This is a genomic window from Streptomyces sp. NPDC030862, from assembly GCF_055571835.1.
The window spans coordinates 448,243-466,809 of sequence record NZ_JBVIEN010000004.1 but is presented as its reverse complement, the minus strand read 5'-3'; the positions used below and the strand labels follow the sequence as shown (position 1 = coordinate 466,809).

The following is an 18,567-nucleotide window of genomic DNA, read 5'->3' as shown; positions in this document are numbered from 1 at the left end:
GTGCACATGGGGCTTCGGTGGGGCGGCCGCGAGGACGGGGGAAGTGGGTGACGTACGAGCGCGTCCTCGCCCGCGTCGTCTCCGGGCTGCTGATGGAGCCGCGGAACCGGCCGAGCGTGGGGAGCAGGCTGCGGCGCAAGGGCGGGCCGCCCGTCATCGAGGTCGTGGGGCTCGACCGGACGCAGCAGAACGACCTGCTGTGGAGCCTGCGCCACACGTACGCGGAGCGGCTGCCGGTGAACGTGCCCGAGGTCCCGGTCGAGAACGGGGTCGCGGACTCCTTCTGGTACCTGTCGACCCGGATGTCCGGGCTGGGCGGGCCCGCCGGTTGGCGGGCCCCGGCCTTTCCGCGCCTGCACCTCGGGCTCCTCGCGCACACCTGGGCCGCCGACCACGCCGATCTCGGCCTGGACCGGCTGCAGTACGCGCACCGCGCCCTGGTGCGCGATCTGAGCCGGAGGCGGCAGGAGGAGCCGCCGCAGCGGGACCAGCTGTTACGCGAGCTCGAGGTGCCGCTGGCGGGCACCGGCACGGTCGGCAGCCTCCTGGCGATGCTCTCCACGCTGGTGCGCTTCCTGACCGGGCGGCCGCGGCCCGACCGGGTGGCCCTGCGGTGGTGGGGGCGGGCCCTGAGGGTGCAGAAGGGCGGCGCGTTCTCCAACCGGGAGGCGATCGCCATCCGGCTGTTCCACTTCTTCCGCCCCCGCCCGCCCCGCCCCGACGACCCGGAGGACGTCCGCGCGGAGGAGGCCGGGGCGGAGGCGGCCCGCGTGGAGAACCGCAACGAGTTCCTCATCGCCGCCTTCCTCGCGGACATCGACGCCCACTACGGCCTGCTGCGCCGGCTCAACCGGAACCAGCCCCCGCTGATGCTCCTGCGGGTGCACGACGCGCAGGGCCGGGCCGTCCTCGACACCTACCTCGCCGCCTACCGGACCCTGCGCCGCGTCGTGGGGCGGCGTACGGCCACCCATCCCGTGGTCCTGGTGGTGAGCGACGACGACGCGGGCGCGCCGCTCACGGCGGCGCCCCTCGACGAGCTCGAAGCCCTCCTCAACACCTGGACCCTGCGCCTGGAAGGCGACGTGCGCGAGCGGCGGCTGCTGCGGGTGACGGTGCGGGAGGCGGCATCCGGCGCACGGCCGAGCACCTCAGGGGAGGGGCGGTGACGGACACTCCGGTCAGGCCCGGGCACGGCCCGGTGACCATGGCGGCGCTCGCCTTGGGCGTGGTCCTCGCGCTGGTGGGCGCGTGGTTCCTGTGGGACCGGTACGGCCCCGAGGACCCCGACCCGTGCGGCCCGGGCCTGCACACCGCCAAGGGCGAGTGCATCGGGGTCAGCGACGGCGGCGGCAAGCCCTTCATGGACGACCTCGCCGAGGTCATGAAGCGCATCAAGGAGGAGAACGACCGTATCGACGGCCAGCCGCACGTCACCATCGCCCTGATGATCCCGATGACCTCCGACCACGAACCGGTCAGGCGGCAGATCCTGCACGAGGTGCAGGGCGCCTACATCGCGCAGTACTTCGCCAACGGCGCCACCACGTCCGAGAAACAGAGCGGCGGCGAACAGCCCAAGATCCGCCTCGTCCTCGCCAACCCCGGCAAGGACCGCGACCAGTGGCGGCCGGTCGCCGACCAGGTGGCCGCCCTCGCCGCGGACAAGAAGCACAACCTCCGTACCGTCTTCGGTTTCGACCTCAGCGTGCGGCCGACCGCCGAGGCCATCGCGTACCTGACCAAGGTGAAGAAGATCCCGGTCGTCGGCGGGCCCATCACCGGCGACGAGTTCACCGGCTATCCCCTGTTCGCCCGGATCGCGCCCACCAACAGCGACCAGGCGGACGCCCTGGTGCACTTCGATCGGAACCTGGACCTCGAACACGCCATCCTGGTCAAGGACACCAGGCCGTCGGACCCGTACAACGAGTCGCTCCTGCAGGCGTACGAGGGGAAGCTGCGGAAGTCGCCGCACGAGCCGATGCCCTTCGAATCCGAGGGGACGGACGCCGAGGGCGCGCTGGCTGGCGAGTTCAAGCGGATGGCCACGGACATCTGCGTGCTGCGGCCGCAGGTCAACACCGTCTACTTCGCCGGCCGGCCCACCCATCTGCGGCAGTTCCTCAACGAGCTGGCCAGGAACCGCCCGTGCAAGGCGGAGCCGTTCACGGTGGTCAGCGGGTCCGGGGCGTCCACGCTGTACTCGGACCGGAAGCTCGACTGGGACGCCCTGCGCGGCCTGCGCGGGGACGGGGGCAGCTGGGAGGGCAAGGTGACCGTCCTGTACACGTCCGTCTCGCACCCCGACGGCTGGCTCAGCAGGAAGCCCCGGCCGCCCGAGACGGGCGGTTCACCGGCCGTGGTCCGCGAGCTGATGCGGCGGCTGGCGGCGCCGCCGCCCGTCGGGCCGATCGGGCCCGCCGACATCTACGACTCGCGCACCGTGTCCGTACACGACTCCGCCAAGACCGCCATCGCGGGGATCCGGCTGCACACGGAGGGCCGCAAGAGCGGCTACATCCCCACCCTGCGGGAGATCGGCACCGACTGGAACGCCCTGCGGGGGGTGCACAAGGTCGACGGGGTCAGCGGCTGGATCTGCATCGACAACAAGGGCAACGCCTACAACAAGGCCGTCGCCGTGGTCAGGCTCGATCCGGAGGTACGCGGTGAGCGGCCGACCTTCGTCGGACTCGCCTGGCCGAAGGGCGCCCCGCCGCCCAAGGGCCAGGAAGGCAGCGGGGCCTGCCAGATCCCCCGCTCGTAGCCGCGCGGCGGCCTGGTCACGGGGTCGCGGTGGAGACGACGTACACGCGCGGGGCGGCCGGGTCGGTGAGGTCGACCGTGATGTCGCGGGTGGGTCGCGGGTCGGGCCGCCGGTGCGTGGTTCCGGCCCAGTCGTGCGCGTCGGGGAAGCTCCAGCCGACCGTGTCGGCGTCGCGCTCGCCGATCGTGATCTGGTCCGCGACCAGTTCGGAACGGCTGCTGCCGACGTCCTGGAGGAAGTCGTCGAGCCCCGAGGCGTCCGTCGTGAACTGCACGTACAGCCGGCTCGACTTCCAGTTGCTGGTCTCGAAGTAGGCCACGTCGGTGGCGTTGCCGGGGATCGGCACCTCGAAGACGCGGCGCTTCATCTTGGACGGCCAGCTGTCGCGCAGGCCGGTGGCGGAGGACTCGGCCTGCTTGTCGCGGCCGCTGTCGCGGCTCTGCTCGGCGGAGATGACGAGGTAGCCGGCCGGGATGCCGATGAGCAGGGCGATGACGACCGCGGTCACCCAGCGGCGGCGGATCATGTGCCGCCGGTCCTCCGCGGCGGGGCGCCCGGAGGCCGGCTCGGGCGTGGGGGCGGTCTGGTCGAGAAGGGTGGTCATGGCTGCGGCTCCTCGGTGGAGCGGGCGCCGCGGAGCGCCTGGGCGTAGCGCTCGTACCGCTCGTGGCGTTCGACGCGGCGGCGGTTGGCGCGGCGGAAGCGGCGGGCGACGAGCCGGGCGAGGTCGGCGGCGCCGACCATGCCGGCCTCGGGGCCGAGCTGGGCCTTGGCGATCCGGGCCTCGGGGCGGTAGCCCCGGCCGGTGAGATGGCGGCGGAAGGCGTCCCGGGCGGGGCCGATGAGCAGGTCGTCGGCGGCGCTGACGCCGCCGCCGATGACGAAGCAGGACGGGTCGAGGGCGGCCGCGAGGTTGGCGATGCCGACGCCGAGCCACTGGCCGATGTCCTGGAACAGCTCCACGCACATGGCGTCGCCCTCGCGGGCGAGCTCGGTGATGAGCGGCCCGGTGATGTCGGGGACGGAGCCCTTGACGCGCTCGATGATGTTGTACGCGACCGGCGAGTCGGCCGCCGCGAGCTCGCGGGCCTCCCGTACCAGGGCGTTGCCGGAGCTGTACTGCTCCCAGCAGCCGCGGTTGCCGCACGGGCAGCGGTGGCCGCCGGGGACCACCTGCATGTGCCCGAACTCGCCGGCGACCCCGTACTTGCCGCGCTTGACCCGGCCGTCCTCCAGGATGGCGCCGCCGATGCCGGTGCCGAGCGTGATCATGACGAGGTGGTCCTCGCCGCGGCCGGCGCCGAAGCGCCACTCGGCCCAGGCGGCGGTGTTGGCGTCGTTGTCGACCATGACGGGGACGGCGAGGCGGGCCTGGAGGGCGTCGCGCAGCGGCTCGTTGCGCCAGGCGAGGTGCGGGGCGAACAGGACGCGGCTGCGGTCGGCGTCGACCCAGCCGGCCGCCCCGATGCCGACGGCGTGGACGTCGTGCCGGTCGGAGAGGTCGAGGACCAGCTCCGTGATGGTGTCCTCGACGACCTTGGGGCTCTTGGACTTGTCGGGCGTCTCGGTCTTGACCTGCTCGAGGATGGTGCCGTCGGCGTCGACGACGCCCGCCATCACCTTCGTACCGCCGATGTCGATGCCGACGGTGGGCACCCGGGGCGCGGTGAGGTGGGAGCGGCGTTCGCGGGCGGAGACGGTGCGCAGGACGGTGGCGCGGGCGGAGCCGCGGTGTGCGGGGTCGCGGTACGTGCTCACGTGTCCTGTCGTCCCTGGTCAGGGGGTGGGCCGGGCGGTGCGCGGGGCGCCGGAGCCGGCGGCGGACGGCGCCCGCCGCCCCCGATTCTGCCAGGTACGGGGGCGGGGGCGGCGGTGCGGCGGGGTTACGGCGCCTCGGACCCGGGGGTGGCGGGGGCGTCGGCGCGGGAGGGGGCGGGGTGCGGGGCCGGGGCCCGTTCGAGCTCGTGGCGGAGGTCCTCCAGCTCGCTGCCGCCCGCCATCTGACGGGTCAGTTCGTCCAGCGTGACGGAGTCCTTGGTGTGGCTGCCGGCCATCACACCGCGCTTCAGGAGCACGAACCGGTCACCGACCAGATACGCGTGGTGAGGATTGTGCGTGATGAGGACCACGCCCAGCCCCGCGTCGCGCGCGGCGGCCACGTACTTGAGGACCACCCCGGACTGCTTGACGCCGAGCGCCGCCGTCGGCTCGTCGAGGACCAGCACCTTCGCGCCGAAGTGGACGGCGCGGGCGATGGCCACGCACTGCCGCTCGCCGCCCGAGAGGGTGCCGATCGGCTGGTCGACGTCGCGCAGGTCGATGCCCATGCGCAGCAGCTCGGCGCGGGTCGTCTCGCGCATGAGGTCGACGTCGAGGCGCTTGAAGGGGCCGGCGCCCCTGGTGGGCTCGGAGCCGAGGAAGAAGTTCCGCCAGACCGGCATGAGCGGGACGACGGCCAGGTCCTGGTAGACGGTGGCGATGCCCCGGTCCAGCGCGTCGCGCGGGGAGGCGAGGGCGGTCTCCTCGCCGTCGATGCGCAGGATGCCGCCGTCGTGGGCGTGCAGGCCCGCGACAATCTTGATGAGGGTGGACTTGCCGGCGCCGTTGTCGCCGAGGACGCAGGTGATCTCGCCCGCGTGGACCTCGAGGGAGACGCCCTCCAGGGCCCGGATGTTGCCGTAGTACTTGCTGACGTCGTCGAGCTCCACGAGGGGGGTGCTCATGTCGTTGCCTCCGCACGCTTGCGGACCCAGGCGTTGAGCAGGGTCGCGAGGAGGAGCATCGCCCCGAGGAAGAACTTGAACCAGTCCGGGTTCCACTCGGCGTACACGATGCCCTTGCTGGTCATGCCGAAGATGAACGCGCCGACCGCCGAGCCGATGGCCGACCCGTACCCACCGGTGATCAGGCAGCCGCCGATGACGGCCGCGATGATGTAGATCAGCTCGTTGCCGACGCCCTCGCCGGACTGGACGACGTCGAACGAGAACAGCAGGTGCTGTCCAGACACCCAGGCGCAGAAGGCCACGCCCATGTAGAGGCCGGTCTTCGTGGTACGGACGGGGACGCCGACCGCGCGGGCGGCGTCGGCGTTGCCGCCCACCGCGAAGATCCAGTTGCCGAAGCGGGTGCGCAGCAGGATCCAGGTGGCGAGGGCGACCAGGGCGAGCCACCAGAGGATGGTGACCTTGAGGTCGACGCCGCCGACGGTTACGTGCGAGGCGAAGAGGGACCGGGCGGAGGAGAAGCCCTCCATGTCGGCGATGGTCTTGGTGGAGACCGTGCCGCTGATCAGCTTGGTGAAGCCGAGGTTCATGCCGGTCAGCATCAGGAAGGTGCCGAGCGTGATGATGAAGCTCGGCAGTTTGGTGCGGGTCAGCATGACGCCGTTGAACGCGCCGACGGCGAGGGTGACGAGGAGGGAGACGGCGACGCCGACCCAGACGTTGGCGGTCATCTGGTAGCTGAACATCGACGAGATGAGCGCGGACGTGGTGACCAGCACACCGGCCGACAGGTCGAACTCGCCGCCGATCATCAGCAGCGCGACCGGCACGGCCATGATGCCGATGGTGGAGGCCGCGTACAGCACCGTGCCGAAGCTGGTGGCGCGCAGGAAGCTGTCGGCGGCGAGTGCGAAGAAGAGGAAGACGGCCACGGCTCCGACGACGGAGCCCAGCTCTGGGCGGCCGAGCAGCCTGCGCAGCGGTGAGGTGCGCAGCAGCCGCTCGTCACCGCCGAAGGGCGTGCGGTCCTTGTCCCGTACGGGTGGTGCGGTCGCTGTCATCGGGTTCCCCGCTCCGTGTATTCCGTGAGCTTGGCGGCGTCCTGCTGGGTGATGATCTGCGGGCCGGTGAGGACGGGCCTGCCGCCGCCGAGGACGTCGGCGTTGTAGCGGTGCAGCCACAGCAGGTCGACGGCCTCGTACCCCTGGAGGTAGGGCTGCTGGTCGACGGCGAAGCCGAGCTGCCGGGCCTTGAGGCCGGCGGCGACCTTGGCGTTGAGGTCGAAGGTGTCGACCTCCGCGTCGGAGCCCGCGGCCTTCTTCGCCTGGACGGCGGCGTCCGCGAACGGCGCGCCGAGGGTGACGACGGCGTCGATGGACCGGTCGGTCTGGAGCTTGGCCTCGATGGACGCCTGGACGTCGGGCATGTTGGTCCCGTCGACGTACAGGTTCTGCACGTCGCCGTCGAAGGTCTTCTGCACGCCGGCGCAGCGCTGCTCGTGGCCGACGTTGCCCTGCTCGTGCAGGATGCACAGGGCCTTCTTGCGGCCGCGCCGGTCGAGCTCGTCGCCGACGGCCTCGCCCGCGATGTTCTCGTCCTGGCCGATGTGGGTGAGGGCGCCGAGGGCCTTGGACTGCTCGGCACCGGAGTTCACGGTGATCACCGGGATGCCCGCCTTGACGGCCTTGGCGACGGCCGCCTTCATGGCGTCGGGCTTGGCGAGGGTGACGATCAGGCCGTCGACCTTCTTGTCGATGTAGGACTCGACGAGCTGGGCCTGCTGCTGTCCCTCGTCGCTGTGGGCGTAGAGGAAGGTGATGTTGTCCTTGACGGCCGCCTGCTTGGCGCCGCTCTGGACGATGTCCCAGAAGGTGTCGCCGTCGCCGGAGTGGGTGACCATGGCGATGGTCCACCGCGGGGTGTCCACGGCGGCCCGGCCCTGGGCGGCGGCGGCCTTGCGGGCGTCCTCGGCGCGCTTGCCGCCGGTGGCGCTGCAGCCGGCGAGGGCGCCGGCGAGGGTGAGACCGAGCACCGCGGCGAGGGCCGCGCGGAGGGCGCGGGTCCGGGACCGTACCCGGGTGCGTGCTTGGGTGGGCTTCGCCGCTCCTGCCGCCTGCGTGTCCCTTGGGCCCCTTGGGCCTATCGAACCCCTCGGACTCCTTGGATTCCCTGGGTTCCTTGGACTCCTTGGGTTCCTTGGACTCCTTGCCACGACGCCGTGCCCCTTTTGCTCTGTTCGCTGTCCTTGCCGTACGACTGGGCAAGTATCGGTCATGGCGATGTGTCCGGTTTTCATCGGGTCCCGCGGGCGGTGAGGTCCTCCAGCCGCTCCGCGTCCTTCTCGGTGACGAGGGCGGGGCCGGTGAGCACGGGCTTGCCGCCGCCGATGACGTTGAGGTTGTCCTTGTGGAGCCGGAGCGCGTCGACGGCGAGGTAGCCCTGGAGGTAGGGCTGCTGGTCGACGGCGAAGCCGATCTGCCGGGCCTTGAGCTGGGCGACGACGGCCGCGTTGAGGTCGAAGGTGTCGATCTCGGCGCCGGAGCCGGCGCTCTGCTTGGCCTTGACGGAGGCGGCGGCGAAGGGCGCGCCGAGGGTGACGACGGCGTCGATGTCGTCGGCGCTCTGGAGCTTGGCCTCGATGGAGGAGGTGGCGGCGGGCATGTTGGTGCCTTCGACGTTGAGGTTCTCGACGGTGCCCGTGAAGGTCTTCTTCACGCCGGCGCAGCGCTCTTCGAGGGAAACGTTTCCCTGCTCGTGGATGACGCACAGGGCCTTCTTCTTGCCGCGTGCGTTCAGCTCCGCGCCGACCGCCTCCCCGGCGACGTTCTCGTCCTGGCCGATGTGGGTGAGGGCGCCGAGGGCCTTGGAGTGCTGCCCGCCGGAGTTGATGGTGATGACGGGGAGGCCGGCGGCGACGGCCTTGGCGACGGACGCCTTGACGGCCTCGGGCTTGGCGAGGGTGACGATCAGGCCGTCCACCTTCTTCGCCACGTACGAGTCGATGAGCTGGGCCTGTTCCTTGCCGTCCTTGTCGGCGGCGTAGAGGAACTCGGCGTTGTCCTTCGCGGCGGCCTGCTCGGCGCCGTTCTGGACGATGTCCCAGAAGGTGTCGCCCTCGCCGGAGTGGGTGACCATGGCGATGGTCATGCGCGCGGTGGTGGCGGGGTTGCCGCCGCTGGGGGCGGGGGGCTTGTTCTCGGCGCTCTTGCCGCCGGAGTCGCTGCATCCGGCGGTGGTGAGGGTGAGTACGACTGCGGCCAGCAGGGCCGCTGCCGCCGTGCGGGTGGTTCGCATGGTGGTCGTCCGCCTTCTGTGCCCGGCGCCGCCCGGTTGCGGCTGGGTGCGTTTCTACGGCGGTGGCGACGACCCGTCAATACTTTGTCCGAACATTCTTACTCGCTGACGACGTGATGTACGGGCACGGGCACGGGTGCGGGCACGGGCACGGGTGCGGGAGGCTAGGGCCGCACCAGGAGCTGGAACTCGAAGGCGTACCGCGACGCCCGGTAGATGTGCGAGCCGAACTCCACGGGGCGGCCGGTGTCGTCGTAGCTGGTGCGCTCCATGGTGAGCAGCGGCGCACCCGGCTCCTCGGAGAGCAGGTCCGCCTCCAGCGCGGTGGCGGCCCGGGCCCCGACGGACTGGCGGGCGCTATGCAGGGTGATGCCCGCGCCGCGCATCATCCGGTACAGGCCGGTCTCCTCCAGCTCCTCGGAACCGGGTTCGAGCAGGCCGGGCGGCAGGTGGTTGCGCAGCCGCGCCATGGGCTCGTCGTGCGCGAACCGCAGCCGCTCCAGGAACCGGACGTCGCTGCCCTCCGGTACGCCGAGGGCGGCGGCGACCTCGGCGGTGGCGGGCAGGAGGCGATTGGTCAGGACGATGGTGGCGGGGCGCTGGCCGGCCGCCTCCAGGTCGTCGTACAGGCTGCTGAGCTCCAGCGGGCGCTTGATCTGGCTGTGTACGACCTGGGTGCCGACACCGCGGCGGCGGACGAGCAGGCCCTTGTCGACGAGGGCCTGGATGGCCTGGCGGACGGTGGGCCGGGATAGGCCGAGCCGGGTGGCCAGGTCGATCTCGTTGCCGAGGAGGCTGCCCGGGGTGAGCGCGCCGCGCTCGATGGCCGCCTCCAGCTGCTGCGAGAGCTGGAAGTAGAGCGGGACCGGGCTGGTGCGGTCGACGCTCAGGGGAAGCCGTGCGACGGGGGCGGCCTCGCCGCGGTCACGTCCGCCGCCGCCACCGCGTCCGCTGCTTCCGCGCATGTCTCGGGCTTCTCGGGTCTGCTTGGGCACGGCCCGAGCGTAGCCGCCTGGCATCATGACGGAAAGTCGTGAAGTCCGGTTGTCATGACAAACGCTTGACATGGCACCGAGCCCGGCCCCACCTTGGGGGCCATGCGCATCGGACTCATCGGAACGGGACGTATCGGCGCCTTCCACGCGGGAGTGCTCAGCCGCCACCCGGAGGTCGGTTCCCTCGTGGTCGCCGACGCCGACCCGGCCCGGGCTGCCGAGGTCGCCGGCATCACCGGCGCCACCGCCGCCCCCACCGTCGACGACGTCTTCGCCTGGGGCGTGGACGCCGTCGTGATCACCTCGGCCACCGCCGCCCACCCCGACCTCATCGCCCGCGCGGCCCGCGCCGGCCTGCCCGCCTTCTGCGAGAAGCCCATCGCCCTCGACCTGCCCGGCACCCTCCGCGCACTGCGCGAGGTCGAGGCCTCCGGTACCCCGCTCCAACTCGGTTTCATGCGCCGCTTCGACACCGGCTACCGCGCGGCCCGCGACGCCGTGCGCGCCGGCCGGCTCGGCCGGCTGCACACCGTCCGGGCCATCACCTCCGACCCGGCGCCGCCGCCCGCCGCGTACCTGCCGCTCTCCGGGGGCCTCTACCGCGACTGCCTGGTCCACGACTTCGACATCCTGCGCTGGGTCACCGGCCGCGAGGTCACCGAGGTGTACGCGACCGGCTCCGACACCGGGCACGCCATGTTCCGCGAGGCGGGCGACGTCGACACGGCGGCCGCGCTCCTCACCCTGGACGACGGCACCCTCGCCACCGCGACCGCCACCCGCTGCAACGGCGCGGGCTACGACGTCCGCATGGAACTCGCCGGCGAACGCGACCAGATCGCGGTGGGCCTCGACGACCGCACCCCCCTCACCTCCACCGAACCCCTCGGCCCGCCAGCGGCCGACAGACCGTGGCCGGGCTTCCTCGAACGCTTCGCCCCGGCGTACGCAGCCGAACTCGACGCCTTCGTCCGCCTGGCACGCGGCGACCGCGACAACCCCTGCGACGGCCACGAGGCCCTGCGCGCGCTGCGCATCGCCGAGGCCTGCGAACTGTCGCGCCGCGAGCGGCGGCCGGTGCGGCTGGAGGAGATCGCGTCGGTGCTCTGATGGCCGCGTGTCAGGATGCGCTGATGGACGATCTCATACGCGCATGGGAACGCATCGAGGCCTGGCTCCAGGAGCACGAGTGCGCGGGTTCTCTTTCCGCACTGCGCCCGCCTGCTTCGGCGGAGGCCATCCAGTCCCTCCAGGACGCCATCCCGTACCCGCTCCACCCGCACCTCGTACAGTGGCTCGGCATCCACGCCGGCGCCCCTCTGTACGAAGCCCCCGTCTGGCCGGGCGGTTATGTCCCGTACGACGTTGACGTACTCAAGGGCGGGCCCGAGTACATGGAGGACATGCTCGAAGAGTTCAGAGAGCAGCGTGAAGAGAATCCCGAGCACTGGCTTCTGGATCCGTGGGCGAACCCGATGTGGCTGCCCATTGCCGGTACTCACACGGGAGAGAGCCTGCTCATCGACCACCGACCCGGCAGCACTTACGGCAACGTCATCGAGATCGACTATGAGGGCAATGAGGTCACCGCGGTCCGCTGGACAAGTCTGAGTGAGATGATCGGGCTGATGGCCGAGTCCCTGGAGTCCGGGCTCCCCATGCCGTACTCGCGCCAATACTCGCGCGTTCCGCGACTGGACGAAGGCTCGCCCGGATGCCTCATTTGGAAGCTGGAGAAGATCCGGGACTAGGAAGCGAGAAGCCCCCTCCCGAAGGCTGGCGAGAGGGGGCTTCTGTCACCGCGTGCTACGGCCTGATCAGACCGGGGACATCGATGAAGTACGCATCATTGTCCAGGATTCGCTGGCTGGTGTAGAAGCCCGCGAGGCGGGATCCGGCACGCTCGTTCTGGGCACCGGCCATGGTGGCGCGGGCGCACTTCTCCGCGTAGGTGGGTACGGTGTTCGGCGGCCTCAGGTCGTCGTAAAGTCGCCACTTGCCGTCGGCGTCCTTGCGGGCATACGCTTGGAGACACTGTGTACCGTTGCTGACGCCCGCCTGAGACCCACCGCTCTCCTTAGAGGCCGCGAAGGCGTACTCGTCGCACTGGGTGCCCTTTCTGTCGCCGGTTGCCAGAGGATGCAGGACCAGAGCGTACTGACCGCTGTCCGGGCAGACGACAGCGCGGTTCCGGTCTCGCCTGGTCGAGTCGAATTCGCGGTGCAGCGGACTGTTGTGCGCCTTGCTGCCAGGGTGCCAGTCGAGCTTGTCGCGCATCTCCATGTAGTACAGCGCCGCCCCCTCGGCGGACTTGTACTTCAACTCGAACGTCGGCGTGTACTTGGGGAAGACACAGCCGACAGACGCCGGGTTCGGCATCATCTGGTCACAACGGATCTGGTCCCAGAACACCCAGCTCGGCTCGGTGACCTTCACCGAAGCAGGAGCAGCGGACGCCTTGAAGCCGAGGAAGCTGCCCCGGTCGAACTCCTGGGACGTGCCGAGGGCGGCCGTCTTCCAGGTGAACTTGCGGGTTTGAACGGTCTGCTGGGTGACCGGCGAGACGGTGGTCCAGGACGTGGGTCCGGTGAACTCGGGGCCGACGAACTGCCGCTCGCAGACGGTGTCACCGCCACAGGTGGCGTCCCAGTAATCGAGGGTCACCGTGCCCAGCGCACCATCGATGGAAAGTGGGGCGATGAAGTTCCGCTGGTGCCACTCACCCTTGTTGTCCAGTTTCATCTCTTCACGGACGAGGAAGATGGCGGTGCCGATGTGCTTGGGCGGCTGGTTGTTGCTGACCTGCCACCAGTCGGCCACGACGCCGACTTTGTGGCAGCCCTCTCGGCGCGTGAGCGTGTATCCGCCGATCGACGGATCATTGCACCAGGGGACGAGAGAGTCAGTGGGCGCCGCAAGCGCCATTGCCGCCCTTGCGATCCCGGCGTCGTACTTACGGCTCTGACACATCTCGATGTCAGAATCTGCGGACTTATAGCAACTGTCCCGGCTGCCGGGCTCCAGAGGAGCACCATGCGGGCTCGGCTGCTTCTCGGGCACGTCTACCGCCTCGTAGGGCTCCTCCTCCGGGATGGGGTCCTCGCTGGCTCCGCCGTCCGGGATGGCGGTGTCGCCGCTGATCGGCTGCTTGCCGGTGCCGTAGTCGTAGACCTTCTCCGGGCTCTTGTTGTCCGCCCGGTCGATGGCACGCCCCTCGGTACGGTTCATGCCCCGCTCGACAGGCGTGCCCGTAACCGTGGTGGGCTGGCCGGCGATGGCGGGCTTCTCAGTGGTCCAGGCGCCACCGTTGGTGCGGCTCTCGATGCCTCGGACATCGTCACCGGACGGAGCTGTTACGTCGAAGGCGCCGTCACCCTTGTTCGTCGTCCACGCACCCTCGGGGTAGACGGTCGAAGTGATCTTCGCCGGGGCCGCCGGTGCGGTGGTGTCGACGACGAACTGCCGCCACGGCGACCACTCGGTGTTGTAATGCGTGCCGTCGTACGGGGAACTGCGGAACTTGTACGTCTTGCCGTTCTTGAGCTGGCCCGCGGGTACCGTGGCGGCGGCCCACTCGCCGGGCTTGACGAACGGGGAGACGATCACCCCGTCCCCGACCGGTGTGGTGATCGGCGTGTTCGTCGCCGCGTCGTAGATCTGGAAGGTGCCGTCGACGAGGTCGCCGTCCTTGTCGGCGAACTTGTCCCGCAGGATGGGCGTGGTCGTGTTCACTGCCCACACACCGGCATACGACTTGAAGGGCGGCCCGGCCTGCTGGGCGGTGCCGGTCTCGGGCCGGAAGTTGTAGTTCACCGTGAGCTTCGGCTGGTTCGCCGTGTTGTTGGCGGAATTGACCCGCTTCCACCCGCGGACGTCATCGCTCGCGGCGCGCAGGCCCATATGGCCGCGGGTCGCCTTCGCCGAGGCCCATGACTGCACGAGCGCATCGACGTCGGCGTTGATCCAGCCGTCGGCCCCGCACTCCGGGTTGCCCTTGGTCTCCGTGGAGGAGTGATACTCGTGCTTCCACGTCGGCTGTGCCGTCCAACGCGAGGCGGTCGACGACGCGGTGGTGTCCCACACGGTCCACCCCTGCGCGGTGCAGTCGTCGTTCCCAGAGTGGAAGTTGTACAGCGCGAGGTTCGTGTCGAGGATCAGCGAGTCCGCGATCGCCGACGTGTTCCACGTGATGAAGGACCGCGCCGTCCGCGGGGTGCCGTCGGGGTTCTTCGTACCGGGGTTACCGAAGTCGAGTTCCGTGTCCGTCGACCAGTCGACCGTCTCACCCTGTTGCACATAGGTGTCGAACGTGTTCGCCAGTGCGGAGGTCGATGGGTCCACCGTCACTGGGTACCGGGTGTCCGGGTCGGCGAGGAATCCGGGGTCGGGGGTGACGACCAGGTCAACGGTGCCACGCCCCTTGTTCACGACCTTCATCCCGACCCGTGCTCGGCGAGTGTGCTCACCCGACCGAGCGTCCACAGTCGCATCCCACATGACAGGCGCGGGCATCGTCGCCCGTACGGCGCCCGTCTTGTCGGTGAACGATACGGACCCGTCCGCGTTCGCCTTCGCCGTCAGGCCCGGAGTCCTGACCGGCAGCGTGTACGAGTATCCGCCGACAGTCGGACGCTTCCTTATCTCCACAAACTGCTCGAACCCCGTACGCGTCGCTTCGACGATCACGTCCGCCCCGGGCACGGCCTCGCGGTAGCGGGCCGTCGTGCCGTCCAGCGCAGGCGCCGGGAGGCCGCCCTTCCACTGAAGCGTTACCGCCTCGTCGCCACTCCCCAGCGTCACCAAGTCCCTCGGGCTCGCGCCCTTGGCCGCGGCCAGAGACGGCGCCTTGGTGCCGCCTTTGCCCGCCAGACGTAGACCCTTGGGGTGATTCTTCGCCATGACGCCACCGTCAGGCCCGACGGTCAGAGCGGCGTCGACCTTCTGCCACTTCCCGCCCCGCCACACCCGTTCGGGCCCTGGGGTCAGCTCGGTGGTAAGCGACCCGTCCGGGTTCGCGACGGTATACGAGGTGGGCGTCGTCTCGTCAGTGACGACGGTTTCCTTCCCCGTCCGCTTCGCCTCGACGATAGCCCACGCCTTCGAGCCCTTGGCGTGCTTCGCGGCCCATGCCAAGTCGGCTTCGAGAATGTCCGCCTTCGACGGCTGCGACCGCTTCACTGCAGCGGGTCCGGTCGTGGAGGCGGCGCTTGTGGAAACGATCGCGCCCGCGACGAGTGCGGTCTCGGCGACTAAGAGCAGCGCGGCCCCGGCCGCCATCCGCGTGAGGCGTCTGCGCGACGCCCGCCTTTCATATGGAGACACGAGTCTCGCGTCCTTCCCTTGGAGGAAAATGCGACACGTGTACGAATCCGCACACAGTCGCTGGACACTAGGCACAAGTAAGCGGCGGGTAAAGCAAGTTGACCGGTCGGCCGCCAACCCCTGCTCGCTTACCCCGAGTTAACGCACCCGGCCCCCATCCAAACGCGCTATTGATCACACTCGCCGTCTCGCATGCCGGAAGAAAGATTCCATCAGATCGCGGCCCCGCGTTCGAACTCGTACGGCTCTGCGCCGTCCGCGCAGAAGCACAGTGGCTCGGTAAGACGCGGGCCATTGGGAGTCGACCTGAGGCGACCGTCACTATGGCCAACCCGTACGCGCCGGTATGCCAGGCGTCGTTGATGGTTGACGTCCTGGTGTCCCCCTGCATTGCAGGCTCTCGCATCCGTCCGGCTGCGGATCGACGCGCTCCGCCTGGTACTCGGCCTGGCCGGTCCTCACGTAGGAAGGCACCACTGACAACGCGGCTCTCGCAGGCGGCGGGTGGGGGCGGCGGGCGGCGACGCCCGAAGTCCTGAGCCTGCTGATCCAGCGCCGGGTTCTGTTCCCCCGCGAGCTGGAGCACTACGCAGGGTGCGCCGGCTTCGAGATCGCGGACATGCGCAACGAGACCGGCGCCGGGCCGACCAGACCGACCGCGCCCACCGTCGCCAGGTACATCCGCTGAGCCCGTACTTCACGCTTGCTCGCCTGGGCTGGTTTCCCCGTCACCCACTGAGTGACGTTGGCCATCCGCCGCACACCCGGGCCGTACGCCACTCGGCGAAGAGCATCACCTCGGCGTCACGCTCTCCAGCCGCGCGCTGCCGCGCGTCAGCCACCCGTTTTGGCGGCCGACAGCACCGTCCCCTGCGCCACCGCGCAGAGCGTCTCCTCCCCGCCCTCCCCATCGACCGTCAGCAGGTCGCAGCGCACCACCGCCTGCCGCCGGCCCGCGTGCACCACGGACGCCCGGGCGATCAGGGTACGGCCGGTGGCGGGGCGGACGTACTGGATGGAGAAGCCGGCGGTCAGCACGGCCGGGCCGAGGGCGGCGCCCGCGGCGAAGGTGAGGGCGTTGTCGGCGGCGTACGAGAGGACTCCGCCGTGGAGGAAGCCGTTCTGCTGGTGGAGCTCCTCGCGGATGTCCAGCTCCAGGACGGCGGCGCCGTCGCCGAAGGCGGTGATGCGGGCGCCGAGGAGCCGGCTGAACGGCTGGCCGTCGAGGGCCTTCCGGGCGAGGTCGAGGTCGAATCCGCTCATGGGTTGGTTCGTCACCACCTGACGGGAAGGCGGCGCACGCCGCGCATGAGGAGGCCGGGCAGCCAGTCGAGCGGCCCGGCGGAGGGGTCGAGGTCGAGGGACGGGAAGCGTTCCAGCAGGGCGCGGAGCGCGATGCGGGCCTCCAGGCGGGCCAGCGGGGCGCCCAGGCAGTAGTGGATGCCGTGGCCGAAGGCGAGGTGGCCGCCGGTGTCGCGGCGGATGTCGAAGCGGTCCGGGTCGGGGAACCTCGCCGCGTCGCGGTCGCCCGCCGCGAGGCCGACGAGGACGCAGGCGCCGGCCGGGATGACGGTGTCGCCGACCGGCACGGCCTCCAGCGTGAAGCGGGCCGTCGCGGTCTCGACCGGCCCGTCGTACCGCAGCACCTCCTCCACCGCGCCGTCCAGCAGCCCGAAGTCGGCGCGGAGCGCGGCGAGCTGCTCCGGGTGGGCGAACAGGGCGCGGACCCCGTTCGAGATGAGGTTGACGGTCGTCTCGTGCCCCGCGATCAGCAGCAGGTACGCCATGGCCCGGAGTTCGGCGGACGAGAGACGGTCGCCGTCCTCGGCGCGCGTGCGCAGCAGCGCGGAGAGCAGGTCGTCGGTGGGGCCGGAGCAGCGCTTGTCCTCGATGAGCTCGTCGAGGTAGGCGCCGAGGGCCTGGACGGCGTGGAGTTCGGGGTCCGCTCCGGTCGGGGCGACGATCTCGGTGGACCAGGCGCGGAAGCGGGCGCGGTCGGCGGCGGGCACGCCCAGCAGCTCGCAGATGACGGTGATGGGCAGCGGGAAGGCCAGCGCGTCGACCAGGTCGGCACGCCGCTCGGGTCCGTCCATGGCGTCGAGCAGGTCGTCCGTGATCGCCTGAACGCGCGGCCGCAGAGCCTCGACGCGCCGCCCGGTGAACTCACGGGCGATCAGCTTCCGCAGCCGTGTGTGGTCGGGCGGGTCGACGACCAGCAGGTGCGGCCCGATGAGCTGCTCGTCGAGCATTCTCTCGAGACCGGCGGTGGCGGGCGACTTGGACAGCCTCGGGTTGGCGAGCGCGGCCCGCGCCTCCGCGTGGCCGACGATCAGCCACACCTCGTGCCCGAGGCGGGTACGGACGTGGTGGACGGGCCCGCTCGCGCGGAGCTTGGCGTAGTACGGATAGGGGTCGGCGTTGAACTCCTCGCCGTACGCGCCGAGATCGACGGTTTCCATCGGCCCACCCTACGCGCGCCCCTCGCCGTCGGGCAGCCCGGACTCGGACGCGAGGGGCGTTGACCGGGCCACGAGCGGTGGACGCCGTCGGGTTTTCCGCCGTGCGGCGGTGGGTACACCAGGACTGGGAGCGCTCCCATCCACCCCGGAACCCCACTCAACCGGAAGATGGAGCCGCACACATGACTGGTCGTGATCTCGACAGCCCGGCCCGTACTGCGGGCCGTCCGCGCCGCCACCCCCGCTGGACGGTGCACCTGCTCACCCTGCTCTCCGCCGCGCTGCTCGCCCTGGTCCCCTGGTCCGGTACCGCCTCGGCGCATGGGTCCGTCGTCGACCCGGCGTCCCGCAACTACGGCTGCTGGTTACGCTGGGGCAGTGACCACATGAACCCGGCCATGCAGCAGCAGGACCCCATGTGCTGGCAGGCGTGGCAGGCGAACCCGAACGCCATGTGGAACTGGAACGGCCTCTACCGCAACGGCGTCGGCGGCAACCACCAGGCGGCCATCCCCGACGGGCAGCTGTGCAGCGGCGGCCGGACCGAAGGCGGCCGCTACAACGCCCTGGACGCCGTCGGCGCGTGGAAGACGACGAACGTCGCGAGCACCTTCACGGTCAAGCTCTTCGACCAGGCCGGCCACGGCGCCGACTACTTCCTCGTCTACGTCACCAAGCAGGGCTTCAACCCCGCCACCCAGGCACTGCGCTGGAGCGACCTGCAGCTGGTCAAGCAGACCGGCCGCTACGCCCCGGGCCAGAACTACGTGATCGACGACGTCAGCGCCCCGGGCCGTACGGGCCACCACGTCGTCTACACGATCTGGAAGGCCTCGCACATGGACCAGACGTACTACCTGTGCAGCGACGTGAACTTCGGCTGACCGGCACCCCGGTCCCGGGGGGGGGGGGGGGGGGGGGGGGGGGGGGGGGGGGGGGGGGGGGGGCGTGGGACACAATGGAGAGGGAGAGGGAGGGGGAAAAAAAGGGAAACAAGACCA

15 protein-coding genes are annotated in these 18,567 nt (G+C 70.6%); 5 read left to right on the top strand and 10 right to left on the bottom strand.

The genetic code is table 11. The features are described 5' to 3' along the window. Nucleotides 1-47: 47 nt before the first annotated feature. Complete coding sequence (locus ACZ42X_RS13930; RefSeq protein WP_468288474.1) at nt 48-1,169, top strand: hypothetical protein; 1,122 nt, start codon at nt 48-50, stop codon at nt 1,167-1,169. After that, nucleotides 1,166-2,770, top strand: a complete 1,605-nt coding sequence (locus tag ACZ42X_RS13925) for a type 1 periplasmic-binding domain-containing protein (protein WP_468288471.1) — start codon at nt 1,166-1,168, stop codon at nt 2,768-2,770. Before ACZ42X_RS13930 ends, ACZ42X_RS13925 begins: the two co-directional genes overlap by 4 nt. 16 nt (nt 2,771-2,786) lie before the next feature. Here the strand turns inward: ACZ42X_RS13925 and ACZ42X_RS13920 are convergent, their stop codons facing one another. The 7 genes from ACZ42X_RS13920 to ACZ42X_RS13890 form a co-directional block, all read right to left on the bottom strand. Then, the gene (locus ACZ42X_RS13920; RefSeq protein ID WP_468288468.1) at nt 2,787-3,374 is read right to left on the bottom strand and encodes a hypothetical protein; all 588 of its coding nucleotides are present in this window, start codon (nt 3,372-3,374) and stop codon (nt 2,787-2,789) included. Then, nucleotides 3,371-4,528: an ROK family glucokinase gene (locus tag ACZ42X_RS13915; RefSeq protein WP_468288465.1), complete on the bottom strand. Its 1,158-nt coding sequence runs from the start codon at nt 4,526-4,528 to the stop codon at nt 3,371-3,373. Before ACZ42X_RS13915 ends, ACZ42X_RS13920 begins: the two co-directional genes overlap by 4 nt. Before the next feature lie 125 nt (nt 4,529-4,653). Beyond that, nucleotides 4,654-5,493 carry an ATP-binding cassette domain-containing protein gene (locus ACZ42X_RS13910; RefSeq protein WP_468288462.1) on the bottom strand — a complete coding sequence of 280 codons (840 nt, stop codon included), beginning with the start codon at nt 5,491-5,493 and terminating at the stop codon, nt 4,654-4,656. Continuing rightward, nucleotides 5,490-6,557, bottom strand: a complete 1,068-nt coding sequence (locus tag ACZ42X_RS13905) for an ABC transporter permease (protein WP_468288459.1) — start codon at nt 6,555-6,557, stop codon at nt 5,490-5,492. The genes ACZ42X_RS13910 and ACZ42X_RS13905 overlap by 4 nt, the downstream gene beginning before the upstream one ends. Then, nucleotides 6,554-7,528 carry a substrate-binding domain-containing protein gene (locus ACZ42X_RS13900; protein ID WP_468288456.1) on the bottom strand — a complete coding sequence of 325 codons (975 nt, stop codon included), beginning with the start codon at nt 7,526-7,528 and terminating at the stop codon, nt 6,554-6,556. Before ACZ42X_RS13900 ends, ACZ42X_RS13905 begins: the two co-directional genes overlap by 4 nt. A gap of 260 nt (nt 7,529-7,788) precedes the next feature. Continuing rightward, nucleotides 7,789-8,790 (bottom strand): substrate-binding domain-containing protein, encoded by a 1,002-nt coding sequence (locus ACZ42X_RS13895; RefSeq protein WP_468288453.1) that lies wholly within the window; start codon nt 8,788-8,790, stop codon nt 7,789-7,791. Between the two features lie 164 nt (nt 8,791-8,954). Then, nucleotides 8,955-9,755 (bottom strand): GntR family transcriptional regulator, encoded by an 801-nt coding sequence (locus ACZ42X_RS13890; RefSeq protein ID WP_468288451.1) that lies wholly within the window; start codon nt 9,753-9,755, stop codon nt 8,955-8,957. A gap of 132 nt (nt 9,756-9,887) precedes the next feature. Here ACZ42X_RS13890 and ACZ42X_RS13885 point away from each other — a divergent pair, with 132 nt between their 5' ends. Together ACZ42X_RS13885 and ACZ42X_RS13880 are read left to right on the top strand one after the other, a co-directional pair. Then, entirely contained in the window at nt 9,888-10,895 is a 1,008-nt protein-coding gene (locus ACZ42X_RS13885; RefSeq protein WP_468288448.1) for a Gfo/Idh/MocA family protein, read from the top strand. Nucleotides 10,896-10,918: 23 nt separating this feature from the next. Then, on the top strand, nt 10,919-11,536 hold the full coding sequence (locus ACZ42X_RS13880) for an SMI1/KNR4 family protein (RefSeq protein WP_468288445.1): 618 nt from the start codon (nt 10,919-10,921) through the stop codon (nt 11,534-11,536). Between the two features lie 55 nt (nt 11,537-11,591). Here ACZ42X_RS13880 and ACZ42X_RS13875 read toward each other — a convergent pair whose 3' ends face one another. The 3 genes from ACZ42X_RS13875 to ACZ42X_RS13865 form a co-directional block, all read right to left on the bottom strand. Continuing rightward, on the bottom strand, nt 11,592-15,062 hold the full coding sequence (locus ACZ42X_RS13875) for a DNRLRE domain-containing protein (protein WP_468288442.1): 3,471 nt from the start codon (nt 15,060-15,062) through the stop codon (nt 11,592-11,594). Nucleotides 15,063-15,941: 879 nt separating this feature from the next. Continuing rightward, the gene (locus ACZ42X_RS13870) at nt 15,942-16,370 is read right to left on the bottom strand and encodes a PaaI family thioesterase (RefSeq protein ID WP_468288440.1); all 429 of its coding nucleotides are present in this window, start codon (nt 16,368-16,370) and stop codon (nt 15,942-15,944) included. Between the two features lie 11 nt (nt 16,371-16,381). Then, nucleotides 16,382-17,566, bottom strand: coding sequence for a cytochrome P450 family protein (locus tag ACZ42X_RS13865; protein ID WP_468288438.1), 1,185 nt, complete (start codon nt 17,564-17,566; stop codon nt 16,382-16,384). Nucleotides 17,567-17,748: 182 nt separating this feature from the next. Here ACZ42X_RS13865 and ACZ42X_RS13860 point away from each other — a divergent pair, with 182 nt between their 5' ends. Further along, the gene (locus tag ACZ42X_RS13860; RefSeq protein WP_468288435.1) at nt 17,749-18,450 is read left to right on the top strand and encodes a lytic polysaccharide monooxygenase auxiliary activity family 9 protein; all 702 of its coding nucleotides are present in this window, start codon (nt 17,749-17,751) and stop codon (nt 18,448-18,450) included. The last annotated feature ends 117 nt before the right edge of the window (nt 18,451-18,567 follow it).